Origin of the sequence: Sphingomonas sp. VDB2, from assembly GCF_047946695.1 — a bacterium.
GTDB classification, from domain to species: Bacteria; Pseudomonadota; Alphaproteobacteria; order Sphingomonadales; family Sphingomonadaceae; genus Sphingobium; species Sphingobium bisphenolicum.
Window position 1 is genome coordinate 1,867,857 of the sequence record NZ_CP159615.1, and the last position, 25,138, is coordinate 1,892,994.

The following is a 25,138-nucleotide window of genomic DNA, read 5'->3' on the forward strand; positions in this document are numbered from 1 at the left end:
CCCCATGGCGCTGACGCCGGTGGAGCCGGGCATGGTGGCGACGATCGTCACCCATCTGGAGATGCGGGACCGGCCGCGGCCCGCACCGGTTCCGCCCGCCCCGTTGCGGCTGGTGCCATGGAAGACACCCGACCTGGCCGCCTATCGCACGCTGTTCCGGCGGGTCGGGGCACCATGGCTGTGGTTTTCGCGACTGGTGATGACCGATTCGGCGCTGACGGCGATTCTCCACGACCCGGCCGTGGAGGTCTATGCCGTCACCGACCCGCGCGGCACCGAAGTCGGCCTGCTGGAACTGGACTTCCGCTCGCTTCCCGATTGCGAACTCAGCTTCTTCGGGCTGGTGCCGGAACTGGGTGGCAAGGGGCTGGGTCGCTGGCTGATGGCGCAGGCCAAATCGCTGGCCTGGCGCAAGGGGGTGGAACGGTTCTGGGTCCATACCTGCACGCTCGACAGCCCGGCGGCGCTCACCTTCTATCTAAGGTCGGGTTTCGTGCCTTATGGGCGAGAGATCGAAACCTTCGTCGACCCGCGTCTGGCCGGCATATTGCCGCGCGATGCTGCCCCGCATGTGCCGCTGCTGGATCAGTCGGCGGCCTGACGATAGAGCCGCGCCAGCATCACCAGCATATAGACCTGGACCACGCTCGACACCGCCGCCCCGGCCAGGCCGCCAGCCAGCCGCGCCCCTTCCGCCCCGGCGATCAGGCCGCCGAGCAGGCCGACAATGACCTGCGCTGCCGATCCGGCGATGGTGGACAGCAGCATCACGATGATGAGAAAGCCGAACAGCCGCCAGAAATAGCCGCGCGTCAACGCCCAGGCGCGGCGCAGCGAGTCCATCACTCCCGCCCTGCTGTCGATCACCACCGGATTGAGCAATACGAGCCGGATGCTGGCGAAAAAGACGAGCGCGACGGCGCCGAAGCCCAATAGCAGTCCGATCGCCGCAGCCAGTTGCTTCGATGCGAGGGACAGGACGACGCCGACCAGCGCGGCGCCAACAAAGACCGCGGCCACGGCGCCCACCACCACCAGCGCCGTGCCGATCAGCACCGGCAGGCGCGCAAAGCTGAGGCGCAACGCTTCCCCCACGCTGATGCCGGGGCGCAGCGCCAGCGCGAACAACGCCAGCGACCCGAACCAGATGAGGATGATCGTCAGCAGCATGGCGAGGCCGAAGCCGGGCGGCATGGCGGGAATCGTGTCCGCCTTGGGCGCGGCGAACCAGGCCTGCAATTCGGGCGGCGTCATTTCCTGCAGGATGAGGCCAGGCAGCGCCACGAACAGCAGCGCCACCGGGAACAGCAGGGTCGCTTCGCGCGCGACGAAAGCGACCGCCTCCTCCCACGCCTTGCCGATCGACATTGTCGCCATATCTATACTGCCTGCCCCAAAATGCTGAAAAGCGTCATGTTGAAAATGCGGCCCGAGACTTGATCGCTCGCCCCGCGCAAGTCAAGGAAGCGCCCCATGCCCGACCTTCCGCCCGCTCGCCCGACCTTTCCCGATCAGGTCGAATGGCGAATTGATCTTGCACCGGTCGATTATCCTGCCGCACTGACCGATATGGAGGCGCGCGCCGCCGCCATTTACGAAGGGCAGGCGCAGGAGCGGGTCTGGCTGCTGGAGCATCCGCCGCTCTATACCGCCGGGACGAGCGCCGATCCGGTCGAACTCCTGTCTCCGCGCTTTCCGGTCTATGACGCCGGGCGCGGCGGGCGCTACACCTATCATGGGCCGGGGCAGCGGATCGGCTATCTCAACATCGACTTGCGGGAACGCGGCAAGGATGTCCGCAATTTCGTCCATCATCTGGAAGGCTGGATGATCGCGGCGCTGGGCGACCTTGGGATCGCGGCGCGCCGCGCGGAGGGCCGGATCGGCATCTGGACCGACGACCCCCATGGCCGGGAAGCAAAGATCGGCGCGCTCGGCATTCGCGTGCGGCGCTGGGTCACGCTTCACGGCTTTTCGATCAATGTCGATCCCGACCTGTCGCATTTCGAGGGCATCATACCCTGCGGCATCAGCGAATTTCCGGTGACCAGCATCGCCGCGCTGGGCGGCAACGCCTCCATGGCAGCGCTCGATTCCGCCCTTCGCGATCATTTCCCGCTTTTTCTCAGTCGCTTGGCCCGTTGCGGCACAGGGGTTGAGCAATGCGAGACGGGCCGCTAGGTTCGCGCCTTCTTTCGCCGGGCGGGGGCCGGGCCTGAACCCTTTTTTCAAGGAGACCCGGATGCGCCGGACGACCAATACCGCCCTTACCGCCGCGCTTCTGGCAGGCTGCATCGCACTCGCCGGATGCGGCGACAAGGAGCAGGGCGGAAACAAGGTGCAGATGAAGGATATGGAAGTGGTGGACGGCACCGCTACCGATGCCATGACCGACCTGGATGGCGTACAGAGCGAAGGCACCGCCATCGCCCTGCCCAGCGGCAATGCCGCCGAAAACAGCAGTATGCCTGCCAAGGCCGTGGCGGAAAAAGCGCCTGCCGAAGATGCGGAAGTCCTGTCCGACCAGTAACGCTGGCCAGATCGTTCATGCCTGATATCATGACAGAACAATATGAAGGCGTCGGTTTACCACGACCTTCCAGAGAGGCTGATTCGATGACATTGCGTTTCCCGTTGCGCCGCGCGCTGGCCGGTCTCACCCTGGCCATCGCGCCGATCATCGCGCAACCGGCAGCGGCCCAGTTCTTCTGGTCGCCTCCCGACATGAGCGCCCCGCCGCTGACCGACGACGCCGCAGCCGCCGCCATGGGCCTGCCGGGCGCCACCGCGGCGGAAGTGAAGGCCGGGCTGGCGTGGAACCTGCGAGCCGCGCTCAATGTCGCGGCGCTGCAATGCCAGTTCGAACCCACCTTGCTGGCGATCAGCAATTACAATGCGATGATCGCCCATCATGATGCGGAGCTGGACAGCGCGCAGGCTGCACTGCTGGGCTATTTCCAGCGCACCGTGGGCAAGGGCAAGCCGGGCCAGTCGGCGTCGGACATGTATAATACGCGCATCTATTCGGGCTATTCGACGGTGCAGGCGCAAAAGGGCTTTTGCCAGGCCACGGCGGAAGTCGGACGGCAGGCGATCTTCGCCGAGCGCGGAACATTGCACGAGGTCGGCCGCGCAGGTCTGGGTTCGATCAAGAAGTCGCTGGTTGCGGCGGGCGAGCAATTCTACGGCACGCCGGGCTATGATTATGTGGTGGCCCTGCCGTCCTTCGACCCCAAATGCTGGAAGAAGGGCGTGCTGCTGCCCGCCTGTCATCAGGCATGGAATAACCGGACGGGCGTGAAGCCCTGATCGACTGACGTTTAACGCAGGCCCAGATATTTATGGGCCTGCACCGTCAGCCGCCATTGCGGCCGATCCATCACCAGAGCGATCGCGGCGCGGGCATTGTCAGCCGCGTGGGGATCGTCCAGCGGCTGCAGCAGATGATGGTCGAACGCCCATCCCTCCATCGCGGCCACATCGGCCAGGCTATGCCCGCCGCCGGGCTGCGGCCAGACCAGCTTCAGTTCATGGCCGGACCGCTGCACGATGTCGCTGCCCGCCTTGGGGCTGATGCAGATCCAGTCGATGCCGGCATGGGCGGCGATGGTGCCGTTGCTCTCGATCGCGATGGTGAAGCCGCGTGCATGGAGCGCATCGACCAGCCCATCGTCCACCTGCAACATCGGTTCACCGCCGGTCAGGACAATATAGCGACCTTCGTCGCCAGCGCCCCAGAAGGCCAGCGCCGCATCGGCCAGCGCATCGGCATCGGCGAATTTGCCGCCGCCAAGACCGTCGGTGCCGACGAAATCAGTGTCGCAGAAGCGGCAGACGGCATCGCGCCGGTCCTGCTCGCGCCCGCTCCACAGGTTGCAGCCGGCAAAGCGCAGGAACACCGCGCGCCGTCCCGCCTGCACGCCTTCACCCTGAAGGGTCAGGAACATTTCCTTGACCGCGTAGCTCATGGTTCAGGGCTGCGTGGCATAGATGGTCGGATCGGGCAGGCCCGCTTCCTGATAACCCTTCGACCGCAGGCGGCAGCTGTCGCACAGACCGCAATGCTTGCCGTCGGGCGTGGGGTCGTAACAGGACCAGCTGATCCCCGCGTCCAGGCCCAGCCGGTCGGCTTCGCGGGCGATGTCGGCCTTGCTCATATATTGCAGCGGCGTCTGGATGCGGATCGGATGGCCTTCCACCCCCGCCTTGGTCGCCAGCGTCGCCATCTTCTGGAAGGCGTCGATAAATTCCGGCCGGCAATCGGGATAGCCCGAATAGTCGAGCGCGTTGACGCCGATGAAGATGTCGCTCGCCCCCGCCACTTCGGCCAGGCCCAGGGTCAGCGACAGGAAAATGGTGTTGCGCGCGGGGACATAGGTGACGGGAATCTCGTCCCCTACCCCGCTCTTGGGCACGGCGATATCGGCGGTCAGCGCCGATCCGCCGAACGCGGTCAGGTCCAGCGGCAGGACGATGTGGCGGATCGCATTGAGCGCTTCGGCTATCCGGGCCGCGGCGCGCAGTTCGACCCGATGCCGCTGATTATAGTCGATCGACAGGGCCAGGATGCGATAGCCGGCCTCCCGCGCAAGTCCGCCCGCTACCATCGAATCGAGACCGCCCGACAGCAGCACGACGGCGAATTTTCCATTATTGGCAACCATGATCCCGCGCTACCGCCCGGAACGCCGCAGTGCAAGCGCAGCACGATGCGGCGCCACGATCAGGAACAGTCGCCGACGCGCCGCCCTTCCGCGGCGAAGGCGAAGGGCGCGCCCTGCGCCACCCCCTGCGACCGGATCTGGACCAGTTTGTTGGTTTCCACGCGCAGGTCGGTACGCCCATTGCCCGCCGCCGCGCAATCATAGGTAACCGTGATCGCATGCGCGTCGTCGCTGATGGTGAAACTGCGACAGAGCGCCTTGCCATGCCGTACCTGCAGCAACTGGCGCAGGTCGCTGACGCATAGCTTGCGCGTCTCCGCGCCTTCGCCACGGCCGCGCAACTCCCATTCGCCGGTTTCCAGCGTGCGCAGCGCCATGGGCGTCAACGGGGGCGGCGGGACGTTCGCCGCCGCCCCCGTGCCGATCCACGCCACGGTCATCGCCGCCATCATCATCGCAACCGCGCCGAGCGCGTGCCGTCCCGCCCTCTTCATGATCCCGCATATCCCGTAAACAGCCAAAAGGCTCTGGCCGCCCATGGCTGCCCACATCGTCCATGCCGTCCAATTGCGGCATTTTCATAGCGCAAGCGACCGGGGTTGCCCCAATTACAAATATCGTTAGCGAAATCTTTGCCGGTTCAATGCGCGACGAAACTGTCGAGCGCGAGCGGAAACAGGCGCGAGCAGAAGGCGCAATCCACGCCGATAATGCCCTTTTCGTCCGCCATTTCGAGCCGTTCGCTGGCCGGAAACCGGCCGATCACGTCGCGGATATGGTTGATATCGCAGCGGCAGCCCTTGGCGAGCGGCGTCGGATCGGTCGCCCGCACTTCCTCTTCCTCATGGAACAAGCGCCACACGATATCGGTCAGCGGCAGGGCGTCGTCGGTCAGTTCGTCCGGCTTCAGCGTCTGGGCCAGCGCCTGGACATGTTCCCATTCCGGATGGTCGTGGCGGACATGCAGCCGCTCGCGCCCAACCTCGCCCTCCGGCAGATGCTGGAGCAGCATACCGGCCGCGACGCAGCCTGCGCCCTTGTCATGCCGGGTCGCGATCTGGATCACGCTGGGGATCTGTTCGGACTGGAAGAAATAATGTTCGGCGGCCTGCGCCAGCGACTGGCCCTCCAGCGGGACGATGCCCTGATAGCGCTCGCCGCTCACCGCCTGGTCGAAGGTGATCGCCAGATAGCCCTTGCCGAACAGGCCGAACAGGGTCGGATCGGCACCCTGCTCGGCCAGCCGGTCGGCATCGAACTTGGCATAGCCGCGCAGGTCGCCATCCTTGTAATCGGCCACCAGCAGGCTGACGACGCCATTTTCGGTCTGCGCCTGCAAGGTCAGCTGGCCGTTTGCTTGCTTCAAGGTGCTGCCCAGCAGCGCCGCCAGGACAAGGGCGGAGGCGAGCAGCCGTTCGATCGCGGGCGGATAGGCATGGGCGGCCAGCACCTGATCGAGCACCGGCCCCAGTCGCACGAGCCGGCCGCGCGCGTGGCGCGAGGTGATGGTGAAGCCAAGGGCCTGGTCGAGATGGGCGGCAGACGTCAATGTACAGCTCCGGTCGTCCGGCGTTTCAACGACCGGACAAGATGGCGGCATCCGATGATGCGGGCGAACTGCCTAGATAGGAAGCCCGCCCATAAACTCAACCGAGGCGCCCCAATGCCCAGAGCAGCACCGATTTCTGGGCATGGATGCGGTTTTCCGCCTCGTCCCAGATCAGGGATTGCGGGCCGTCGATAACCTGCGCAACCACTTCCTCGCCGCGATGGGCAGGCAGGCAGTGGAGGAATTTGGCCTGTGGCTTGGCCTGCGCCATCAGATCGGGCGTTACCTGATAGGGCATCATCGCCGCCAGCTTTTCTTGCGCATGGGACTGGCCCATGGAAATCCAGGTATCGGTGACGACGACGTCCGCGCCGCGGACGGCCTCGGCCGCGTCGCGGGTCAGGGTGATGGTCGAGCCGGAGGCCTGCGCCGCCTGCGCAAAGGCCGGATCGGGATCGTAGCCGTCGGGGATGCCCATGCGGACGTCGAACTTGAGCAGGCCGGCCGCCTCTACGATCGAATGGAGGACGTTGTTGCCGTCGCCCAGCCAGGCCCATTGGCTGCCCGGCAGCGCCAGCCCATGTTCGACCACGGTCAGCAGGTCGGCGACGATCTGGCAAGGATGCGACAGGTCGGTCAGCCCATTGATGACCGGGACGGTGGCATAGTGCGCCATTTCCTCGATCTTGGCATGATCGTCGGTGCGGATCATGATCGCGTCGCACATACGCGACAGAACCCGCGCGGTGTCCGCAATCGTCTCGCCACGGCCGATCTGGCTGGTCGCGCCTTCGAGGATCAGGGACGAGCCGCCCAGCTGCCGAATCGCCATATCGAAGCTGACGCGGGTGCGGGTGCTGTTCTTTTCGAAGATCATCGCCAGCGTGTGGCCGGCCAGCGGCGCGTCGGCATCCGCCGCGCCCTTGGGCTTGCCCGCCCGCGCGCCCTTCCGGTCGATGGCGTCCGCGATCATCGCGGCGATGGCATCGCCGCCCGCATCGGAGAGATTCAGGAAATGCTTGGTCATTGGAAGTTTTCCCCGCTTCCAACCACCGTTCGTCCTGAGTAGCCATTGAGCGAAGTCGAAATGGCGTATCGAAGGATCAATGCTTCGATACGGGTCTTCGACTTCGCTCAGCCCCTACTCAGCACGAACGGGGCAGTATCAATCAGGCCGCCTTGGCGTCGGCGAAGGTCCGCGCGCCGGCGGAGATCTTCTCGATACATTCGGCGATATGGTTTTCCTCGATGACGAGGGGCGGCAGGATGCGCAGCACATTCTGCCCCGCCGACACTGCCAGCAGGCCATGATGGTCGCGCAGATGGCCGACGAAGGCGCGCGCATCATAGGCGTCCTTCATCTTGACCCCCAGCATCAGCCCCATGCCGCGCACATCCTCGAACATGGCGTCATGATTGGGGATGAGCTGCTCCAGCGCCGCACGCAGGCGCGCGCCCATCGCCTTCACATGGTCCAGGAATCCGTCGGCCAGCACCTCTTCCAAAACGGTCTGGCCCACCGCCATGGCAAGCGGGTTGCCGCCATAGGTGGAGCCGTGGGTGCCGAAGACCATGCCCTTGGCCGCTTCCTCTGTGGCGAGGCAGGCACCGAGCGGGAAGCCCGCGCCGATGCCCTTGGCGACCGCCATGATGTCCGGGGTGATGCCATATTGCTCATGCGCGAAGAAGGTGCCGGTGCGGGCATAGCCGCACTGGACCTCATCCAGGATCAGCAGCAGGCCATGTTCGTCGCATGCCTTGCGCAGGCCGGTCAGGAACGCGACCGTCGCGGGCGTCACGCCGCCTTCGCCCTGCACCGGCTCCAGCAGGAATCCGGCCGTATTGTCGTCGATCGCCGCCAGCGCCGCATCGAGATCGTTGAACGGCACGACCTGGAAGCCGGGCAGCAGCGGTTCGAAACCGTCGCGCATCTTGGGTTGGCTGGTGGCCGAAATGGTCCCCAGCGTGCGGCCGTGGAAGGCGTTGTCGAAGCTGATGATCTTGTGCCGGTGCGCTTCACCATTGGCATAATGGTAACGGCGCGCGGTCTTGATCGCGCACTCGACCGCTTCCGCGCCCGAATTGGTGAAGAAGACGGTGTCGGCGAAGCTGTTGTCCACCAGCTTCTGCGCGAACGCCTCCCCCAGCGGCGACCCGTAGAGGTTAGACGTATGCATCAGCGTCGCGGCCTGATCGGCGATCGTCTTGACCAGCTTGGGATGGCCATGGCCGAGCAGGTTGACCGCGATGCCGCTGGCGAAGTCGAGATAACGCTCGCCGCGATCCCCGATCAGATAGCAGCCCTCGCCTCGCACCGGACGGACATCGCACCGGGGGTAAACGGGCATGAGCGGCGTAATCGACATGAGCCTTCCCTTTCTGGGTTGATGCTGCGCGTCCAATGCGCAGGGAATATAACGCAAAAAGGCGGCCCCCGCCGGGCCGCCCTTGTGCGAGTGCCGCCTATACAGGTGGCTTATTGAGGGCGCAACCCCGCCCGGATGGGCAGGCGCGCGGCTTTCAACGACCGATCTGGTTCCAGGCTTCAGCGATTTCGGCGATGATGGCGTGGGCCTGATCGACAGGCTCGGCAGACCGTTCCTTGGCGCCGACCAGCAGCAGCCGGCGCGCTTCGCGGTAGATTTGCGCCAGGCCGACCGAAATGTCACCGCCCTTGTCGAAGTCCAGGCTCGATTCGAGCGCGAACAGGATCGACATCGCCCGCGCCTGCTTGTCCGACACCTTGACCCGGTCGCCATTGCGCTCGGCCAGCGCCGCCGCTTCGAGCGCCTGCAGCAACTCGTCGAACAGGATTTTCACCAATGCATGTGGCGTAGCGCCTTCGGTGCGGCTGCCCGAATGGACAGCGGCGTAACGGCGTGCCGCGCTGGCGCCTGCATAACCCTGATTGTAGAACATTGTCTGCTGCGTCCCCGATTAATTGCTGTTGCTATTGTTCCAGACCTCGATCTGCTGTTCGAGGTAGCTTTGCGTCGCCTTGAGCGCGGACAGCCGCGTCTCCATCGCTGCGTAGATGGTGGTCAGATGCTCCTGATAATTGGTCATCTTCTCATCCAGATCTTCGAGCTGCTTGGTAAATTCCTCGGCCTCTGCGTCGTAGCGCTTCTGCGCGGTCTTGAGCGGGCCGTCGTCCTTCTCGATATTGTCGCGGACGGTGTCCATCAGAGCGGACAGGCCGGGGCTGGCGGTGGTCGACACCTTGGGATTCACCATGTTGGTGACGCCTTCCGGGTCGGTTTCCATCGCCGTGGCCAGCCGCGCTGTGTCGAGCGTCAGCGTGCCGTCGCGATTGGTCGACACGCCGATGTCCGACAGCGTCTTGTAGGTGCCGGTCGCCGACAACTGGGTCGACGTGATCGACGCCAACTGGCGCTTCATGTCGCGCACGCCGGCCACGCCGTTCAGCACGCCAGCACTGGACGAATCCGCACCGGTCGCCGTTGCGGTGTTCAGTGCCTTCATCAACGTATTGTAGGCGTCGACAAATTCCTTGAGCAGATCGGACAGACCGGCCGTGGGCTGGCTCATCGACAGGGTCACGGTGGTGCCGGGCGACGCCTTGTTCAGGTCGATCCGCAGATAGGGGATCGCATCGTCGATCGTGTTGCTGGCATATTCATAGGCCACGCCGTCGAGCGTGATCTTGGCGTTCTGCGGGGTGGAGGAGCTGGTGAAGCTCATGCCGCCCAGGATGCTGCTGCTGTCGTCAGCGCTGGTGCTGATCGTGAAATCGTTGTCGGCACCGGTCGCGCCCTTGAAGACCAGGCGCGTACCCTGCGTATCGGTGACGACCCGCGCCGTGACGCCGGTGTCGCCGGCATTGATGGCGGCGGCGAGGCCGGCAAATGTGTTGTTGCTCGAATCGAGCGTGATCGTGGTTGCTTCACCGGCCGCGTTGGTGATGGTGAAGCTGCCGGTGCCGATCACGGTGCTGCCGGTCGCGCCGCTGGTTGCGGCGGAGGAATAGACGCGGGCCGAAGCGAGCTGATCGACCGTCAACTGGGCGGGCAGGCCGCTGGGGCTGCCGCCGCTCAACAGGGTGACCGATGCGATGCTGGCGTCGTTGGAGGCGGCCGTGCCGGTATAGGCGGCGCCCGACAGCACTTCGGTCAGGGCGTCGGCGAAGGTGTCGAGCGAGCTGATGGCGGAAGCCAGCGCCGAAATGCGTGAGCTGTTGAGCGTCTGGCGGCTGGTGATCGCCGTCTGCTTGGGCTCGCGGGTCGCGCTCACCAGACTGGAGACCAACGCCGAGGTGTCGATACCCGACCCTGCGTTGAGCGCCGTCAAAATGCTGCTGCCTACCGAAGTCATGCGCCGTCCTTTCAAGGGGATAGAACGGCGCTAGCGGCAAGACCTTTAGGAATGATTTTCGCTGCGCCGGAACGACGGGACTCAGCCCGCGGACGTGGTGACCTGCTCTACCGTCCCGCGCGACAGATGCGCCTGCGCGGCGTGGGAATAGGATGCGCGCTCCACGATGCGCCGGGCCAGCACGGCGGCATGTTCCACCGCTTCCTTGCTGGCGGGCGGCAGCGGCACAAGCACCATCGGGCGCGGGATCATCGCCTGGATCGCGCCAGCCGCATCATCGACGCTGCCGCCGCCCGACTGAAGGTCGGCAAGAATTTCAGAGATCCTTGCATGAACTTCCACATATTCTGCGACGCTGGCAAGATCGTCATCGACGACGACGGCCTTTGTCTGGGGCGCGGCCTGCACTTTTTCCCGAACGGGCGCCTCGGCAGAACGACTGGCCGCCACAGGCGGCACGGCCTGGACGGGTGATGGCGCGCGCGAAACGGCCCTGTCGACGGGCGTCAGTTCGCTTCTGGAAACATAGTCGTTCATGACGCACCAATCCTAATGCGTCCCCAATGAAGAGATTACGGACGAGCGCGGTTAAACTTTAATGCATCATGCATATTTTTTTCGCGCATCAGATAAAGGGCGACCGCGATGGGAATGAGGCCGGGGCCGGGCAGCCCCGCCATGCCGGCAGCCAGTTGCAGCAAAGGCAGGAAAAAAGCCAGGTTCGGCACGATTCGGCCGCCCTGCCCGACGGCGAGCGCCAGCACCGCCATCGCAGCGAAGGACAGGGTGTCGTAGGAAAGCATATAGGGTGTGGCCGACGCGGCGCAGGCGAGGAACAGCAGGTTGGCCGACAGGTCGGTGGCGGCAGGCCGGTGGCGGAAGCGCAGCCAGACAAGCGTGGCGGCCAGCAGGCTGAGCGCCATTTGCAGCCCGCTCGCCAGCGAGACAGGGACTCCGACGACGCGCAGGTTCATGAAGAGGGTCGGCATGAACGGGCCGGCGAGATGGTCGGGATCGCTGAGGACCAGCGACTGGTTGGCAATGCCGGTTGCGACATAAATGCGCCAGATATCGATCCCCCACAGCAGCGCGACGATCGCCGCCAGCACCAGGCTGGACAGGGCGGCCGCGGCGAAGGCGCGCCAGTTGCGGGTGGCGAGGAACAGGATCGGGACGAGCAAGGCCAGCTGCGGCTTGACCAGCAACAGGCCGACCAGCGCCCCGGCCAGCCAGGGTCGGCTGTCGCGCCAGCGCAGCACGGTCAGGAGGATCGCGGCGGCGAACAGCGCGAACTGGCCGGACATGACGCCCAGCAACGCGGCGGGCGCGGCCAGCGGCAGGGCGACGACCCGCCATGCGCGCGTCCACAGGCGGAGTGCGACAAGGAAGACGACGGTTCCACACAATGTCCACAGCGCCAGCGCGGGCAGATAGGGCAGCAGGCCGAAGGGCGCGGCGACCAACATGGCGACCGGCGGATAGGACCAGAGCTGACCGGGATATCCGCCGCCCACAATCGGCCCCAGCGCGGCGAGATAGGCGTCCATGTCGTAATAGCGCTGCGGGTTCGCCTCCCACGCGGCGCGGCCGTACATCCAGATATTGAGGAAATCGCGCCCGACCACCAGCGAAGTGCCATCGCGAGGGATGCCGTGCCCCGGCGTCAGGGTTAATATATAGGCGGGGACGAAGACCAGCAGCAGCAGGGCCGCACCGACCCATAAGAGGCGCAGCCGGTTTGCCATGGCGCTTATTGCTTGCGTCCATCCGCGTTGAACCGCAGATCTTCGGGCACGGTGATGAAGGGCCGGTCCATTTCGGTCGCCATCTTGTTTTCCACGCGGAAGACGAAGGCCAGGACGGTCGCCACCGCCATATATAACCCTTCATTCACAATCTGTCCGGCGCGCGAGGTGAAGTAGATGGCACGCGCCAAGTCGGGATATTGCAGGACGGTCACGCCATTCTGGTCCGCCAATTCACGGATCGCCGCGGCGATCGCGTCGCAGCCGCGCGCGACCACGACCGGGGCGGCGTCGATGCCCGGCTTGTAGCGCAGGGCGACGGCGAAATGGGTCGGGTTGGTGATGATGACGCTGGCCTCCGCCACCGCCTGGCGGGTGGAGCCGTTCAGCACCTCGAACTGGCGGCGCCGCAATTGCCCTTTCATTTCAGGCGAGCCTTCGCTTTCCTTATGCTCGTCCTTGATCTCCTGCTTGCTCATGCCCAGCCGCTTGGCGCGCTGCATGATCTGGGCGGGGACATCGATGCCCGCGATCAGGAACAGCCCGCCCGCCATCACCAGACAGGTCAGGATGAACAGATTGCCCAGGTCCGCCATGGCGGGCGCGACGCCCATCTTGCCCAGCGCCGTGATCTCCGTCAGCCGATCCCAGATGAACCAGATGCCGATGCTGCCCAGCAGGCCGATCTTGGCGATGGATTTCACCAGTTCGATCAGGCCCTGCGTGCCGAAAATCTTCTTGATGCCCGCCGCCGGGTTCATCTTCGACGCCTTGGGCGCGAAGGCGCCGGGACGAAAGCCGAGCGAGCCGAGCAAGGCGGGCGCGGCGATCGCGGCGATGAAGGTGGCGAGCATGACGCCCGCCGCCGGCAGGGCGATCGCGCCGAGCAGTTCGGCCCCCCGCGCGGCCGGCGAGAAGTCGATAATATCCTCGCGACGGAAGCGCAGCGCGTCGGTCAGCATGTCCGACAGGGCGTCGATCAGCGACGGGCCGGTGATCGCCAGCCAGGCGATGCCGGCCATCACCACCAGCGCCGTGCCCAACTCGCGCGACTGGAGGATGTCGCCCTTCTTGGCGGCGTCATCCAGTTTCTTCTGGGTCGGTTTCTCGGTCTTTTCGCCGCCGCCTGGACTGTCCGCCATGGCTTATCGTCCTTCCGCGATCGACTGGGCTTCTTCCAGCCCGGCCTTGAGCGAGGCGGTCATGCCTTCGGCCATGATCGGCGTGGCGATGGCGAGCAGGATCAGGCCCGCCATCATCGCCACCGGCATACCGACCGCGAACAGGTTGAGCGAGGGTGCGGCGCGGGCCAGCATCCCCATCACCACCTGCACCAGCACCAGCGCGAAAGCGACCGGCAGCGCCACGGTGACGCCTGCGCCCAGCAGCGCGCCGCCGAAGGAGATGAGGCGCCAGACGGTGTCGTTCGACAATATGCCAGCGCCGGGCGGGATCGCCTGATAGCTTTGCACCACGAAGCTGGCGAGCAGCAGATGACCGTCCATGCCGAGCAGCAGGAAGGTGGCGAGGATCGACAGGAAAGTGCCCAGCACCTGGGTCGACTGGCCCGACGAGGGATCGACCATCGCCGCGAAATTGAGGCCCATGGCGTTGCCGATCGTCTCCCCCGCAACGAAGGCGGCGGCATAGCCGATCTGGACCGCAAACCCCAAGGCGAGGCCCGCCATGACTTCGCCCGCGACCATCATCACGCCTTCGAAGCTGGCGACGCCGTCCTGCGGCAGGGTGATGGTGACGCTGTTGAGCGCGGCGAGGCCCAGCGCCAGGCTGAGGATCAGGCGCAGTTGCAGCGGGACGGCGGGCGCGCCGAAGACCGGCGCGGCGATGAAGGCCGCGCCCGGCCGGATCATGGCGATCAGCCAGACCCAGAGCTGGTTTTCGACCCCGGCGAAGCCCGGCGCGATCATTGCCCGTTCCTCACTGGAGCAGGTCCGGGATGCGTTCGAAGATTTCGCGGGTGAAGTCGGCGATCAGCACCATGATCGACCCGCCGAACAGCGCCAGCATACCGCCGACGACGATGATCTTGGGAATGAAGCTCAATGTCTGTTCGTTGATCGAGGTCGCGGCCTGCACCATGCCGATGATGAGGCCCGCGATCAGCGCCGGAATCAGCACGGGCGCAGCCGCCAGCGCCGTGATCCACAGCGCCTGTTGGGCCAACCCCATGAAGAAATCGGCATTTTCCATGGCCTACCGCACCAATGGATGGGGGAGAGGATGGCTGGTCATGTCGCGAAAGATCCCGCGAGCGACCCCATGGTCAGCGCCCAGCCATCGACCAGCACGAACAATAAGAGCTTGAACGGCATGGATATGATCGTGGGCGACAGCATCATCATGCCCAGCGCCATCAGCGTGGACGCGACGACCAGGTCGATGATGAGGAAGGGCAGGAAGATCATGAAGCCGATCTGGAACGCGGTCTTCAATTCGCTGGTGACGAAGGCGGGGAGCAGGATCGTGAAGGGGATGTCGTCGGGCGTGCGGAAGGCGGGGGCCTTGGCGAGATTCTGGAACAGCTTGAGGTCGCTTTCGCGGGTCTGCTTCGACATGAAGCCGTGCAGCACCTTGCCCGAGCGGCCGACCGCTTCCTCGATGCTGATCTGGCCCTTGCCATAGGGATCGAAGGCCTGGGCGTTGATCGCATCGATCGCGGGGCGCATCACGAACAGCGAGAGGAAGAGGGTCAGACCGACCAGCACCTGGTTGGGCGGGGTTTGTTGCAGGCCCAGCGCCTGGCGCAGCAGCGACAGGACGATGATGATCCGGGTGAAGCTGGTCATCATCAGAACGAGCGACGGCAGCACCGTCAGCAGGCTCATCAGGACGAGGATCTGAAGGCTGAGCGAAAGCGAGCGGCCGTCGCCAGAAATCTGACCCATGGCGCGGCTCAATGCGCCGCCATTGTCCACCGGCGACGCGGCGGCCGGGGCGGCCTGGGCACAGGCGGGGACGGCGAAGAGCAGGAGCGCAAAAAGGATTATCGCCATGGCCGCAAGGGCGGGCGACCACCGCCGCAACGGTCCGAACTCAGCGCAGGCGGACATGATCGCCTTCCGCGATCTTTTCGATCCGGCTGCGGGTGACGGACAGGAGGATTTTCTTGCCCTCGAACTCGACCACGGCCAGCTTGCCGAAGGCGCCCATCGGCAGCGCTTCGAGCAGCTTCAGGGACCGGTCGCCCTGCCCCGCCATCATGCCGGGCTGATATTTGCGCCACAGCCACAGCGCGCCAAAGGCCATGCCACCCACCAGCGGCAGCAGGATCAGCAGTTTGACGAAATACCAGAACATGAAATGGCCTGCCCGCAGCTATGGTTAACCACACCTGCGATCCGCAGTTTCGCGGCGGAAGGCAAGCTGAAAATCAATGGCGTAAAATCAGAAGCGCCCCGTCAGCCGCGCCGTTCGATGCCGGCGAGGCGGTTTTCGGTCGCGGCGATATCGACGATGCGGATGCCATAACGGCCATTCACCGTCACCACCTCCCCCTTTGCGATCAGCGCGCCATTGACCATGATGTCGAGCAGATCGTCGGCCTGGCGGTCCAGTTCGACGATGCTGCCTTCGGCCAGGTCCATGACTTCGGCCAGGCGCAGCGAGGTGGAGCCGACCTCCACCGACATGCGGACGGGGATGTCCGCCAGCAGCTTGAACTGGCGGTTGTTGGTCATCCGGCTCACCGGATCTTCGCCACGCTCCATGCGGGGCGCTTCGCTCATGTCGCTCATTGGTCTGGTCCCTGTGCAAGCTTTTCAATCTGGAAGGCGGCACGGCCGTCCTGTTCGCCGATCGTGCCATGCGCGACGATGCGGTTTCCGACGATCAACGGCAGCGATCGGCCGATGGTGACGGGAATGACGTCGCCGACCTTGAGCTGCATCAGCTCGGCCAGCGAGAGGTTGGGGCGCGCCAATACGGTGCGCGCGGGCATGCGGATGTCGCGCATCCGCCTGGCGATCCGCGCCTGCCAGACGGGGTCGAGATGCTCCTCGTCGGCGGGGATGTTGCTGCCCATCAGCGCTTCGACGCCCCGCAGGGCTGACAAGGGAAAGACCAGGTCGATCGGCCATTCCTGTTCGCGGGTGATGGAGACGGTGAAGCGTTGCAGCACCATCTGGTCGCCGGGTTGCGCCGCCGCGGCATAGCCCACCGCGCTTTCGCGCAGAACCAGGCCCTGCTCCAGCGGCAGGATGTCGGCCCAGGTTTCGACCAGGCGGGTGGCGATGGAATCGGACAGGCGCGCGATCAGCCGGTCTTCGGTCGGTGTGAACTCGCCGCGCGTAGGCAGCGGGCGATTGCCGATGCCGCCATAGAAGCAATCGACCATGGTGGAGATCATGGCTGCGTCCATGCGCAACAGCATCTGGCCCTTGAGCGGCAGCAGACGATAGATGGACAGGCTGCAAAAGGCCGGAACTTCCGCCGTCCAGGCCGCGAAGTCCAGCACACGCGTGTCCTGCGCTACGACATGCGGGCGCACGCCGGCGATCGGTTCGATCAAGGCGCGCATACGCCGGCCGAGCTTTTCGCCCAGCCGGTCCAGCCCCGACAGCATGATCGGCGCCTGCGAATCCCCGCGCCCGAAGGCGTAGGTCTGTACGTCGTCCATCTTGGTCCCCTGCCCCATAGCGGATCAGGGGACGTCCCGATCCTGTGGTGCAGGGCCATTAATAACGAAAATGGTAAAATTGGAGTTAATAGGGCGACGATCTGCGCGAGCGACGATCGCGGCCGGCCTTGCCCGTTCAGCCGTTTCGTTGGGCTGCGGAGGACGCTCTGCGGTACGCTTTACTGGATGACGAAGTTCGTGAAATAGACGTTGTCGACGCCGCCATAACCGGTCTTCTGCTTCAGGATATCGTTGATGATGCCCTTGATCTTGCCCTGGAGCATCTGTTTGCCCTTCGGCGTATCGAGCACTTCTTGCGGCTGCTCCGCCAGCATCATCAGCACCTGGCTGCGGATCGGCATCTCATGCTGCTTGATCGCGGCGATCACGCGATAGTCATAATAGGTCGACACGGCGATGGTGATCTGCGCAAAGGCATCTGTGTCCGACATGTTCGACGTGAAGGGCGCCTGAAGCTGGAAATAGGTCGCCTGATAGGCGGCCGGATTGGCCGGCGTCGGCAGATCCATGCCCTTGCCGGGCGCATGGCCCGAGGACACGGCATGGCTTTCCCCGCCGCCGCCATGACCGCCGCCTTCGCCGCCGCCGCCCGCTTCGCCCGCCCAGCCATGGGCGGTCGCGATCGCCTGCGCATCCTCACCCGCCAGCACCAGCACCGGCTTGTTCGGGTCTTCCTTCGGCCCTTCCGCCTTGGGGCTGAAGAAGCCGGCGGCGTACAGGCCGCCCGCTGCGCCTGCGCCACCCACGACGACGCCGACGACCAGAAGCAGGATCATCTTCATGCTCCCGCCCTTCTTTTTCTTGGCCTTAGGCTCGTCGCTCATCGTTCTGGTCCCCTAGGATAAAGTGCTGGTCACGCGTAGCGCGCGCGAACGGCCCCGCCGGCGTTTTCGCCGACGTCCGTATGGTTAAGAACGGCAGCATCACTCCCCGCTTTATGCCCGAAGGCGATATTTTCACGCGGCTGGCCGCGACCCTGCATATGCGACTGGGCCGACGACTGCCCCATCCCCTGACCCGCGCCCTGACCCATGGCCTGATGGGCGCTCTGGCCCTGGCCACCGGATGGCTGTTGCGACGAATTCTGGTTGCCGCCGCTGTCCGCCCGCGCGGTTTCCGCGACAGGCGGCGCACGCTCGATCTTCACCTCGCTGATGCGCACCGCGGACAGACCCGCGTCCAGCTTCAGCCGGTCGCCCTCCTGCCGCAAGGCCTGTTCGGCCGCGTCGGTCGCGACTATCAGGCTGACGGCGGCGCCGTCGGCGCCCTGGCGGATATCGACCTGGATCGGGCCGAGCTGGTCGGCGTTGATCTGGAACCGGCCCTGCGCGCCATTGGCCGACAGGCCGGCGATGTCGCGCGCCAATCCGTCGATCCACTGGCCTGATACGCTCATGTCCACCACCTGCGCGCCGAGGCTGGCGGAGAGATCGACGGTCGGGATGGCGGTTGCGATGGTCGCGAGCGGCGGCGTGCTTGGCTGAACCAGCGGTGCCAGCGTCGATATACCGTCGTTCATCGCCGTCGGCTGGATCGCGGGCGCAGCGTCGGGGACCGTGTCGCGGACCGATGCGGCGGTTTCGGTTCGGCGCGGCGCGCGCAAGCTCATATGATCGCGCACCAACTGGAGCAGCGAGACGGCCTCCGCGCGCGGCTTGGTGGGCGCGGTGGGGAGGCTCGCCTGTGCGATGTCGATGGGCTGATCCAGGTCGTTCGCTTCCGAAGCCGCGGGCGCAGGCGTTACGACCGGCGTGGCCGACAAGGTTTCCGCGATCGGTGCAGCGACGGGCGATGCGGGAGTCGCCTGCGGGACCGGCCGGGCGGCTGGCGCGGGGTCGGCATTCTGCATGAGGGTAGCCGGAGCAGGCTGGCTGGCCGGGTGCGTGGCGTCCGGGGCAGCCGTGGCAGCGGGCTTGCCGATCGCCGTTTGCTCTACAGGCAGATCGGCGGGGGCGATCGCAGCTTGCGTCGGCAGCGGCGACGCGGCGCTCGCCTCCGGCGCTGGTGCGACGGACGCAAGCGGCGCGGCCTCGACCGGCATCGGCGCGACGTCGTTCGACGCGACGGCCGGGGGCATCGGGTTCACGGGGGACGGCGATGCTGTTGCTTCCGCAGCGATGAGGCTGGGTCGATCGACCGATGCGTCCGGGACGGACCGCGGCATGGGGGACGGTGCGGCGGTCGATCGCGAGACGGGGGACGGACCAGCGGCCTTGGCCTGGACCGCTTCGGCCGGTGCTGCTTCGGCCGGTGCTATTTCGGGTTGCGCGACGACGGGCGCGGCGATTGGAACAGGGGACGCCATGACCGGCGCGGTCGGCTGAGCCGGCGGCTGGCAGTCGTCCTGCGCAACGGGCATCGTCTCTTCTTCGGACGCCGACGGTTCGTGCGTGTCCTGCGCCCCGGATGTTTCGGTCGGCAGCGAGGCGACGACAGGATCGGCCGAAACGGCATCGTGCGGCCGCGCGGGATGCGCCTTGACCGGCGCGGGCACGGACCGCTCGACCGTGGCAGACGCGATCGGGGCCTTGGCAACCATTATGGTCGCGGGCAGCGCCGAAGCAGCCCCGGCACCCTGCGCCTGTTGCGGCAAGGAAATGTCGTCCCGCGCGTCGTCATCGTTCAGGGAAACGATCTCGACTGGTGGCTCGACCGGTGCGGCGGGCGTGGCGGGCGTGGCGGGCGCGAACGCCTCGTCCGCCTCGGAAAGTGCGACGGCGAGCTGGACAGTTGTTTGGGGTTTTCCCGATTTTGGCAAGGGTGCGACAGAGGCAACCGGAGGTGTTGCAACCGCGATGCCAGGATGCCAGCCAGGCACATCAATCTCTTGATTTTCAATGTTATTTATAACGGGCGCGACACTTTCCATTGCGGCGGCAACCGGCGCAGCCGGCTGCGCGGCGACGGTCGGCATAGTGCCCACGCTGTTCAACACTTGCGCGAAGTCGGTGCCGCCCTCGGCCGACATGGCGTCGGTCTTCACACCCGGCGATGCGGGCGTGGCGAACAAGAGCGCCTTGAGGCTGGTCAGCATGGTCATCATCAAACGTCCCCTTCACGCTGCATCCGGCGATAGCGCGGCAGCGCGGCAAGCCTTGTCTCACGCCACTCCTCCAGATCCGCGCGGGCGCGGTCCTTGAGGCGGGTAGCGATTTCCTTCTCGCGGTTCGCAGCAAGAGTCATGCCTTCTTTGGCCTCGACCTTGCGCTTGGCATCATAAAGCGCGCCGTCAAGCTGTCGCCCGGCCTGTTCCAGCCGGGTCGCCAGTTCCTGCATGGCGGCGAAGGACGCGCCGGTGGCCATGCCCTCCGTCTCGAACAATTCGCTGCGCACCTTGCGCAGGCGGTCGATATTGCGGGCAAGGCCATCGGCTTCGTCGCGCGCGCGAGCCGTTTCCGCGACCGCCATGGCATGTTGGACATGGCGGACGCGCAGCACGCGCTGACGGCGGCCGACCAGCCCCTTCATGCGCTAAAGCCCGCGACCAGCGCATCGGCGCTGGTGTCGAGGTCGATGCGGCTCTTCTGGTCCTGGCGAATGAAGTCGAGGATTTCCTGACGGCGGCGGACGGCTTCGTCGATGACCGGGTCGTTGCCGGGGCGATAGGCGCCCATCAGGATGAGATCGCGATTTTCCTCATAGGCGGCCCAGAGGCGGCGATAATTGGCGGCGGCCATGCGATGTTCGTCCGGCACGACGTCGGCCATGACGCGGGAGAGCGACTTGCCGATGTCGATGGCGGGGAAGATCGCCTGTTCCGACAAATGGCGCGACAGGACGAAATGGCCGTCCACGATGGCGCGGGCAGCATCCACGATCGGATCGTCGGTATCGTCGCCATCGGCCAGCACGGTATAGAGCGCAGTGATCGACCCGCCGGTGCGGGCATCCACCCCTGCCCGCTCCACCAGACGGGGAATGAGCGCGAGGGCAGAGGGCGGATAGCCCTTCATCGCGGGCGGTTCGCCCAGCGCCAGACCGATTTCGCGCTGGGCATGGGCGCAGCGGGTGAGGCTGTCGATGAGGAGCAGCACCTTCTTGCCCCGCGCACGATAATATTCGGCGATGGCGGTGGCACGTGCGGCGGCGCGCAGGCGCAGCACTGGGGGATGATCGGCGGGGACGGCGACGACGATGCTCTTGTGCATCGTGTGCTTGAGCTTGGTTTCGAGGAAGTCGCTGACTTCGCGGCCGCGTTCGCCGATCAGGCCGACGACGACGATGTCGGCTTCGGCGCCGGCGATCATCTGGCCCATCAGCACGGATTTACCAACGCCGGAGCCAGCGATGATGGCGATACGCTGGCCGCGCCCGGCGGTGAGCAGCGCGTTGACGGCGCGGACGCCCAAGTCGAACGCTTCGGTGACGCGGCCCCGGTCGAGGACGTTGCCCTTCACACCGTTCAATGGCCAGGTGCCGCCTGCGATGATCGGCCCCTTGCGGTCGAGCGGCTGGCCCATCGCATCGATGACGCGGCCGATCAGGCCGTCGCCGACCTGCACCATATTGGCCTGGCTGTCGGGTTCGACGCGGATGCCGTTTTCCAGCGGCGCGTCGGCATCGAGCGGGACCAGCAAGGTGCGGTCGCCGCGAAAGCCCACGACTTCGGCGCGGCAGACGGAGCCGTCGCTGGCCATGACGCGCGCGCCAGAGCCGATCGGGCGGCGGAAACCAGTGACTTCCAGCATGCCGGCGTCATGGCTGACCAAACGGCCGATCCGGCGGGGCGCGCGGTTTTGCACCTGGAGATGGTCGAACAGGCTTTCGGCCTGGGCCAGCGCGGCGCGGATCATGCTTTGCCTTCCATATCGTCCATCAGCGCGCGCAGGCGCGCCAGGCGGACGTCCGGGCCATCCTCGACCCAGCCATCGGCGGTTTCCAGACGCACGCAGCCGCGATGCATGGCCTTGTCGCCGACCAGCTTGACGCCGATCGTCTCGCCTTCCAGCAGGGTGATGTCGTCGGGATGGAGATGCAGGGCGCTCTTGCCCTCATTATCCTCGATGAAAGCGGCGACGGTGTCGCAGCGCTGCACCAGCCGTTCGATGTCGATCTCCACTTCGCCGACAATCTGTTCGACCAGGCGGACGACGGTGGCCGACAACATGGTGGACAGCATGCCGCTGGGCGCGGGCGACAGCGTTTCCAGCGCTTGCGTCAGACGCTCGCGCGCGTCGCTCTCTTCGCCATGGGTCTGGGCGGTGACGCGGCAACCTTCATCGAAGCCCATGGTGAAGGCTTCCATACGGGCCTCCTCCATCAGGTCGATTTCCGGTTCCGCCTCGATCACGCCATTGCGCATCTTGCCGGTCCCGGTCTGGCCGGGCAGGCTGGCATAGAGGCTGCGAAAGCCGCCTTCTGTCGGGCGGAAGCCCGCGACGGCAACGGGCGTCGCATCCTGAACCGCAACGCCCCCCCAAAAGTTAGACAAAGTCGTTCCCCTTGCCGCCCAGCATGATGGTGCCAGCGTCGGCCATGCGGCGCGCGGTGGCGATGATGAGTTTCTGCGCGTCGATGACTTCGGCGAGGCGGATCGGGCCGCGTTCCTCGATCTCGTCGGCGATCGCCTGCGCGGCGCGGGCGGACATGGAGCTGAAAATCTTCGCCTTGAGCATGTCGTTCGCGCCCTTGAGCGCCACGACCAGCACCTGGCTGTCGACGGTGCGCATCAGCGTGCCCAGATTCTTGTCGTCCATGTCGATCAGGTTGTCGAAGACGAACATCTCCTCCTCGATCGTCTGGGCGATCATCTTGTCGCGCTTGGCGACGGCCTTCATGATCCGCAGTTCGTTGTCTTTGCGGACATTGTTCATGATCGCGGCCGCTTCGACCGTGCCCCCGCGCTGCGACGCCGCGCCCTGCTTCTTGACCGGGCCGCGCAGCAGCAACTGTTCCAGATCGTCCAGCGCCTCGTTCGACACCGGGCCGAGAGTGGCGATGCGATAGACGATCTCTTCCTGATATTCGGACGGCAGCAATTGCAGCACGTCGGCGGCGACCGGCGCTTCCAGATGGGCCAGCACGATCGCCATGATCTGCGGATGCTCCATCTCGATCAGCGTGCCGATTTCCTTGGCGTCCATCCATTTCAGCATTTCAAGCTGGGTTGAACGGGTCGGCGGGGTGATACGCGCCAGGATGGTTTCCGCGCGCTCTTCGCCCAAAGCCTTGGTCATGGCGCCACGGATATGACGGGTCGCGCCATAGCCGATGGTGGTGCGCTTCTTCGCCTTGGTCACGAAATGATCGAGCGCTTCGTTGACCTCTTCGGGATCGACATCCTGCACGTCATACATGGCATAGCCGAGCTGACGCACTTCTTCGGGTTCGAGACGCGAGAGGATCTGGGCGGCTTCGTCTTCGTCGAAGAGCATGAGGAGGACGGCGGCGGCGGCGCTGCCCTTCAGCGCTTCGGGACGACCGGGAACGATCTCAGGCATTTTCCTTCTTCCCCTCCTTCAGGAGGTCACGGACGACGAGCGCGGCGCGATCGGGGTCTTGCTTGACGAAGTTGCGGATGAGGTCTGCGCGCTGGGCGTAGTCGTAAGTGGAGGAAATCATGTCGAGCGTGATCTTGGGCGCGGCACCGTCGGGTGTCGCGGCAGTCGCCTGCTTGGTGATCTCGCTCGAAATCTCGCGACCGATGCGCTGGCCTTCCTCCGGGGTCGGCGCAGCCAGGGCGTCCGGTGCGGCGGCGCGGCGCTTGAGCAGCGGGCGACCGATGCCGAAGATGACCAGCAGCGCGACCAGCAGGGCCGATATGTTGCGCACCAGCGGCGACATCCAGTCGGCTTCATACCAGGGCGGGGTAACCTCCGCCGTCTTGAGGAAGCTGCGCGAGGACAGGGCCACCACATCGCCGCGGGCCTGGTCGAAGCCAACCGCGCCCTTCACCAAGGCTTCCAGCGCGGCGATTTCCTGCGGCGTGCGCGCCTTGCCGTCCGGCCCGGTGTCGAGCGCCACGGCGACCGACAGGCGCTTGACCGTGCCGATGGCGTCGCGGGTGACCGACACTTCGCGGCCCAGCTCGAAGCTGCGGTTGAAGGTTTCTTCGGTCTTCATCAGCGGGTTGGGCGGCGTGCCGGGCTGACCCGCCTGCGCGCCCTGCGCGGTCTGGCCCTGCGCCACGGCCTGGCCATTGGGGTTGGTCTGGGTCACGGTCGGGTTGACCGGGGCCTGATTGCTGAGCGCGCCGGGAATGCCGGATGCTTCGCCCGCGCCCTGGCCGCGCGGATCGGACGCCCAGGTGCCGGTTTCGTTGCGCAGACGGGCTTCGTCCTGCGGATAGGTTTCGCGAGTCGCCTGGCGCTCGGCGAAATTCAGTTCGGCATGGACCTCGGTCGAGAAATTGCCGGTGCCCAGGATCGGCGTCAGCAGCGCGATCACCGACTGGCGATAGCGATCCTCGATCTTGCCCTGAACGGCGAGCTGGCGATCGTCGGCGGCGTTGCCGTCATTGTTGCTGAGCAGGCGGCCATTCTGGTCGACCACCGAGATATCGTCCGGGTTGAGTTCCGGGATCGAGGAGGCGACGAGATGGACGATCGCACTGACCTGCTGGTCGGTAAGCGTGCGGCCATTGGCGAGACGCAGCATCACCGAAGCGGACGGCTTGCTCCGTTCGCGCAGGAAGACGCTGGGCGGCTCGACGGCGAGATGCACCTTGGCGGTTTCGACGCTGTCGATCGCCTCGATCGTGCGGGCCAGGTCCATTTCGCGGGCCGAGCGCAGCTTTTCGCCTTCAACGGCGCGCGAAGCCCCCATCGGCAGGCTGTCGATCATGCTGTTGCCGTCGGGCGCGCTCTTGGGCAGGCCCTGCGCGGCGAGCATCATCTTCGCCTTGAAATAATCGTCCTGCCCGACGGTCATGCCGCCGCTATTGTCGAAGCCATATTTGATGCCGTTCTGGTCCAGCACCTGCGCAACGGCCGACTTGTCGGTATCGGGCAAGGCGCGGAACAGGTCGCGCTGGGGCGGTTCGCGCAGCGCGAGCCAGGCCGCGCCGGCCACCGCGACGGTGCCGAGCAGGCCGAGCAGCGGCAGGCTCTTCGCCACCGCAGGCTGTTTGATGAAGCCGGTCAGGCGCGCCTTGAGCGCGTCCATTCCCTTGGCCCCGCCCCCGAAGGAGGTGCTGGAGGGGAGAGCAGGCGCCGATGCGCCGACATTGGTGCTGAGTGCGTTCTCGCTCATG

29 protein-coding genes are annotated in these 25,138 nt (G+C 65.7%); 4 read left to right on the forward strand and 25 right to left on the reverse strand.

What is annotated here, in order from left to right:
* Window positions 1–4: 4 nt before the first annotated feature.
* A complete protein-coding gene (locus tag ABT375_RS09195; protein WP_261936261.1) occupies window positions 5–601 on the forward strand; it encodes a GNAT family N-acetyltransferase in 597 nt (198 codons plus the stop codon).
* Here ABT375_RS09195 and ABT375_RS09200 read toward each other — a convergent pair.
* Window positions 586–1,377 carry a hypothetical protein gene (locus ABT375_RS09200; RefSeq protein ID WP_224548583.1) on the reverse strand — a complete coding sequence of 264 codons (792 nt, stop codon included), beginning with the start codon at window positions 1,375–1,377 and terminating at the stop codon, window positions 586–588. The two genes, ABT375_RS09195 and ABT375_RS09200, sit on opposite strands and share 16 nt — an antisense overlap.
* A 96-nt stretch (window positions 1,378–1,473) precedes the next feature.
* On the opposite strand from ABT375_RS09200, the gene lipB reads away from it, so the two are divergent.
* From lipB to ABT375_RS09215, 3 genes are all read left to right on the forward strand, one after another.
* Entirely contained in the window at window positions 1,474–2,181 is a 708-nt protein-coding gene (lipB, locus tag ABT375_RS09205) for a lipoyl(octanoyl) transferase LipB (RefSeq protein WP_261936260.1), read from the forward strand.
* A 61-nt stretch (window positions 2,182–2,242) separates the two neighbouring features.
* Window positions 2,243–2,530: a hypothetical protein gene (locus tag ABT375_RS09210; RefSeq protein WP_224548581.1), complete on the forward strand. Its 288-nt coding sequence runs from the start codon at window positions 2,243–2,245 to the stop codon at window positions 2,528–2,530.
* Window positions 2,531–2,616: 86 nt separating this feature from the next.
* Complete coding sequence (locus ABT375_RS09215; RefSeq protein ID WP_224548580.1) at window positions 2,617–3,309, forward strand: hypothetical protein; 693 nt, start codon at window positions 2,617–2,619, stop codon at window positions 3,307–3,309.
* Between the two features lie 11 nt (window positions 3,310–3,320).
* Here the strand turns inward: ABT375_RS09215 and queE are convergent, their stop codons facing one another.
* The 24 genes from queE to fliF all read right to left on the reverse strand — a co-directional run bounded on the left by queE (window position 3,321) and on the right by fliF (window position 25,137).
* A complete protein-coding gene (gene queE / locus ABT375_RS09220) occupies window positions 3,321–3,968 on the reverse strand; it encodes a 7-carboxy-7-deazaguanine synthase (protein WP_261936259.1) in 648 nt (215 codons plus the stop codon).
* 3 nt (window positions 3,969–3,971) lie between these two features.
* On the reverse strand, window positions 3,972–4,664 hold the full coding sequence (gene queC, locus ABT375_RS09225; protein WP_416462235.1) for a 7-cyano-7-deazaguanine synthase QueC: 693 nt from the start codon (window positions 4,662–4,664) through the stop codon (window positions 3,972–3,974).
* Window positions 4,665–4,723: 59 nt separating this feature from the next.
* Entirely contained in the window at window positions 4,724–5,158 is a 435-nt protein-coding gene (locus ABT375_RS09230; RefSeq protein WP_416462236.1) for a DUF3617 domain-containing protein, read from the reverse strand.
* Between the two features lie 146 nt (window positions 5,159–5,304).
* Window positions 5,305–6,213 carry an Hsp33 family molecular chaperone HslO gene (locus ABT375_RS09235; protein ID WP_416462237.1) on the reverse strand — a complete coding sequence of 303 codons (909 nt, stop codon included), beginning with the start codon at window positions 6,211–6,213 and terminating at the stop codon, window positions 5,305–5,307.
* 97 nt (window positions 6,214–6,310) lie between these two features.
* Window positions 6,311–7,240 (reverse strand): ornithine carbamoyltransferase, encoded by a 930-nt coding sequence (gene argF / locus ABT375_RS09240; protein WP_416462238.1) that lies wholly within the window; start codon window positions 7,238–7,240, stop codon window positions 6,311–6,313.
* Between the two features lie 142 nt (window positions 7,241–7,382).
* Window positions 7,383–8,579: an aspartate aminotransferase family protein gene (locus tag ABT375_RS09245; RefSeq protein WP_416462239.1), complete on the reverse strand. Its 1,197-nt coding sequence runs from the start codon at window positions 8,577–8,579 to the stop codon at window positions 7,383–7,385.
* Window positions 8,580–8,733: 154 nt separating this feature from the next.
* Window positions 8,734–9,132: a flagellar export chaperone FliS gene (fliS, locus tag ABT375_RS09250; RefSeq protein ID WP_261936255.1), complete on the reverse strand. Its 399-nt coding sequence runs from the start codon at window positions 9,130–9,132 to the stop codon at window positions 8,734–8,736.
* An 18-nt stretch (window positions 9,133–9,150) separates the two neighbouring features.
* Entirely contained in the window at window positions 9,151–10,545 is a 1,395-nt protein-coding gene (gene fliD / locus ABT375_RS09255; RefSeq protein WP_224548572.1) for a flagellar filament capping protein FliD, read from the reverse strand.
* Between the two features lie 81 nt (window positions 10,546–10,626).
* The gene (locus tag ABT375_RS09260; protein WP_224548570.1) at window positions 10,627–11,082 is read right to left on the reverse strand and encodes a hypothetical protein; all 456 of its coding nucleotides are present in this window, start codon (window positions 11,080–11,082) and stop codon (window positions 10,627–10,629) included.
* Between the two features lie 35 nt (window positions 11,083–11,117).
* The gene (locus ABT375_RS09265; RefSeq protein ID WP_416462240.1) at window positions 11,118–12,290 is read right to left on the reverse strand and encodes a glycosyltransferase family 87 protein; all 1,173 of its coding nucleotides are present in this window, start codon (window positions 12,288–12,290) and stop codon (window positions 11,118–11,120) included.
* Between the two features lie 5 nt (window positions 12,291–12,295).
* Window positions 12,296–13,432, reverse strand: a complete 1,137-nt coding sequence (gene flhB / locus ABT375_RS09270; protein ID WP_416462241.1) for a flagellar type III secretion system protein FlhB — start codon at window positions 13,430–13,432, stop codon at window positions 12,296–12,298.
* A gap of 3 nt (window positions 13,433–13,435) precedes the next feature.
* Complete coding sequence (gene fliR / locus ABT375_RS09275) at window positions 13,436–14,218, reverse strand: flagellar biosynthetic protein FliR (protein ID WP_066600050.1); 783 nt, start codon at window positions 14,216–14,218, stop codon at window positions 13,436–13,438.
* A gap of 10 nt (window positions 14,219–14,228) precedes the next feature.
* Window positions 14,229–14,501, reverse strand: a complete 273-nt coding sequence (fliQ, locus tag ABT375_RS09280; RefSeq protein WP_066600048.1) for a flagellar biosynthesis protein FliQ — start codon at window positions 14,499–14,501, stop codon at window positions 14,229–14,231.
* Window positions 14,502–14,539: 38 nt separating this feature from the next.
* On the reverse strand, window positions 14,540–15,304 hold the full coding sequence (gene fliP / locus ABT375_RS09285; RefSeq protein ID WP_416462242.1) for a flagellar type III secretion system pore protein FliP: 765 nt from the start codon (window positions 15,302–15,304) through the stop codon (window positions 14,540–14,542).
* A 40-nt stretch (window positions 15,305–15,344) separates the two neighbouring features.
* On the reverse strand, window positions 15,345–15,608 hold the full coding sequence (locus ABT375_RS09290; protein ID WP_066600044.1) for a FliO/MopB family protein: 264 nt from the start codon (window positions 15,606–15,608) through the stop codon (window positions 15,345–15,347).
* Between the two features lie 101 nt (window positions 15,609–15,709).
* Window positions 15,710–16,045, reverse strand: a complete 336-nt coding sequence (gene fliN, locus ABT375_RS09295; protein WP_224548561.1) for a flagellar motor switch protein FliN — start codon at window positions 16,043–16,045, stop codon at window positions 15,710–15,712.
* Window positions 16,042–16,926, reverse strand: coding sequence for a flagellar motor switch protein FliM (locus ABT375_RS09300; RefSeq protein WP_224548560.1), 885 nt, complete (start codon window positions 16,924–16,926; stop codon window positions 16,042–16,044). Before ABT375_RS09300 ends, fliN begins: the two co-directional genes overlap by 4 nt.
* A gap of 179 nt (window positions 16,927–17,105) precedes the next feature.
* Window positions 17,106–17,771 (reverse strand): flagellar basal body-associated FliL family protein, encoded by a 666-nt coding sequence (locus ABT375_RS09305; RefSeq protein ID WP_416462243.1) that lies wholly within the window; start codon window positions 17,769–17,771, stop codon window positions 17,106–17,108.
* 29 nt (window positions 17,772–17,800) lie between these two features.
* Complete coding sequence (locus ABT375_RS09310) at window positions 17,801–19,990, reverse strand: flagellar hook-length control protein FliK (RefSeq protein WP_416462244.1); 2,190 nt, start codon at window positions 19,988–19,990, stop codon at window positions 17,801–17,803.
* Window positions 19,990–20,415 (reverse strand): hypothetical protein, encoded by a 426-nt coding sequence (locus tag ABT375_RS09315; RefSeq protein WP_416462245.1) that lies wholly within the window; start codon window positions 20,413–20,415, stop codon window positions 19,990–19,992. Before ABT375_RS09315 ends, ABT375_RS09310 begins: the two co-directional genes overlap by 1 nt.
* Entirely contained in the window at window positions 20,412–21,740 is a 1,329-nt protein-coding gene (locus tag ABT375_RS09320; RefSeq protein WP_224548552.1) for a FliI/YscN family ATPase, read from the reverse strand. Before ABT375_RS09320 ends, ABT375_RS09315 begins: the two co-directional genes overlap by 4 nt.
* Window positions 21,737–22,378 carry a FliH/SctL family protein gene (locus ABT375_RS09325; RefSeq protein WP_416462246.1) on the reverse strand — a complete coding sequence of 214 codons (642 nt, stop codon included), beginning with the start codon at window positions 22,376–22,378 and terminating at the stop codon, window positions 21,737–21,739. Before ABT375_RS09325 ends, ABT375_RS09320 begins: the two co-directional genes overlap by 4 nt.
* The gene (gene fliG, locus ABT375_RS09330; protein WP_261936247.1) at window positions 22,371–23,387 is read right to left on the reverse strand and encodes a flagellar motor switch protein FliG; all 1,017 of its coding nucleotides are present in this window, start codon (window positions 23,385–23,387) and stop codon (window positions 22,371–22,373) included. The genes ABT375_RS09325 and fliG overlap by 8 nt, the downstream gene beginning before the upstream one ends.
* Entirely contained in the window at window positions 23,380–25,137 is a 1,758-nt protein-coding gene (gene fliF, locus ABT375_RS09335) for a flagellar basal-body MS-ring/collar protein FliF (RefSeq protein ID WP_416462247.1), read from the reverse strand. Before fliF ends, fliG begins: the two co-directional genes overlap by 8 nt.
* Window position 25,138: the final 1 nt, after the last annotated feature.

Coding starts and splice junctions, on each gene's coding strand:
- ABT375_RS09195 (WP_261936261.1), top strand. CDS start 5: ATGGCGCTGACGCCGGTGGAGCCGGGCATGGTGGCGACGATCGTCACC.
- ABT375_RS09200 (WP_224548583.1), bottom strand. CDS start 1,377: ATGGCGACAATGTCGATCGGCAAGGCGTGGGAGGAGGCGGTCGCTTTC.
- lipB (WP_261936260.1), top strand. CDS start 1,474: ATGCCCGACCTTCCGCCCGCTCGCCCGACCTTTCCCGATCAGGTCGAA.
- ABT375_RS09210 (WP_224548581.1), top strand. CDS start 2,243: ATGCGCCGGACGACCAATACCGCCCTTACCGCCGCGCTTCTGGCAGGC.
- ABT375_RS09215 (WP_224548580.1), top strand. CDS start 2,617: ATGACATTGCGTTTCCCGTTGCGCCGCGCGCTGGCCGGTCTCACCCTG.
- queE (WP_261936259.1), bottom strand. CDS start 3,968: ATGAGCTACGCGGTCAAGGAAATGTTCCTGACCCTTCAGGGTGAAGGC.
- queC (WP_416462235.1), bottom strand. CDS start 4,664: ATGGTTGCCAATAATGGAAAATTCGCCGTCGTGCTGCTGTCGGGCGGT.
- ABT375_RS09230 (WP_416462236.1), bottom strand. CDS start 5,158: ATGAAGAGGGCGGGACGGCACGCGCTCGGCGCGGTTGCGATGATGATG.
- argF (WP_416462238.1), bottom strand. CDS start 7,240: ATGACCAAGCATTTCCTGAATCTCTCCGATGCGGGCGGCGATGCCATC.
- ABT375_RS09245 (WP_416462239.1), bottom strand. CDS start 8,579: ATGTCGATTACGCCGCTCATGCCCGTTTACCCCCGGTGCGATGTCCGT.
- fliS (WP_261936255.1), bottom strand. CDS start 9,132: ATGTTCTACAATCAGGGTTATGCAGGCGCCAGCGCGGCACGCCGTTAC.
- fliD (WP_224548572.1), bottom strand. CDS start 10,545: ATGACTTCGGTAGGCAGCAGCATTTTGACGGCGCTCAACGCAGGGTCG.
- ABT375_RS09260 (WP_224548570.1), bottom strand. CDS start 11,082: ATGAACGACTATGTTTCCAGAAGCGAACTGACGCCCGTCGACAGGGCC.
- ABT375_RS09265 (WP_416462240.1), bottom strand. CDS start 12,290: ATGGCAAACCGGCTGCGCCTCTTATGGGTCGGTGCGGCCCTGCTGCTG.
- flhB (WP_416462241.1), bottom strand. CDS start 13,432: ATGGCGGACAGTCCAGGCGGCGGCGAAAAGACCGAGAAACCGACCCAG.
- fliR (WP_066600050.1), bottom strand. CDS start 14,218: ATGATCGCGCCGGGCTTCGCCGGGGTCGAAAACCAGCTCTGGGTCTGG.
- fliQ (WP_066600048.1), bottom strand. CDS start 14,501: ATGGAAAATGCCGATTTCTTCATGGGGTTGGCCCAACAGGCGCTGTGG.
- fliP (WP_416462242.1), bottom strand. CDS start 15,304: ATGGCGATAATCCTTTTTGCGCTCCTGCTCTTCGCCGTCCCCGCCTGT.
- ABT375_RS09290 (WP_066600044.1), bottom strand. CDS start 15,608: ATGTTCTGGTATTTCGTCAAACTGCTGATCCTGCTGCCGCTGGTGGGT.
- fliN (WP_224548561.1), bottom strand. CDS start 16,045: ATGAGCGACATGAGCGAAGCGCCCCGCATGGAGCGTGGCGAAGATCCG.
- ABT375_RS09300 (WP_224548560.1), bottom strand. CDS start 16,926: ATGGACGACGTACAGACCTACGCCTTCGGGCGCGGGGATTCGCAGGCG.
- ABT375_RS09305 (WP_416462243.1), bottom strand. CDS start 17,771: ATGAGCGACGAGCCTAAGGCCAAGAAAAAGAAGGGCGGGAGCATGAAG.
- ABT375_RS09310 (WP_416462244.1), bottom strand. CDS start 19,990: ATGATGACCATGCTGACCAGCCTCAAGGCGCTCTTGTTCGCCACGCCC.
- ABT375_RS09315 (WP_416462245.1), bottom strand. CDS start 20,415: ATGAAGGGGCTGGTCGGCCGCCGTCAGCGCGTGCTGCGCGTCCGCCAT.
- ABT375_RS09320 (WP_224548552.1), bottom strand. CDS start 21,740: ATGATCCGCGCCGCGCTGGCCCAGGCCGAAAGCCTGTTCGACCATCTC.
- fliG (WP_261936247.1), bottom strand. CDS start 23,387: ATGCCTGAGATCGTTCCCGGTCGTCCCGAAGCGCTGAAGGGCAGCGCC.
- fliF (WP_416462247.1), bottom strand. CDS start 25,137: ATGAGCGAGAACGCACTCAGCACCAATGTCGGCGCATCGGCGCCTGCT.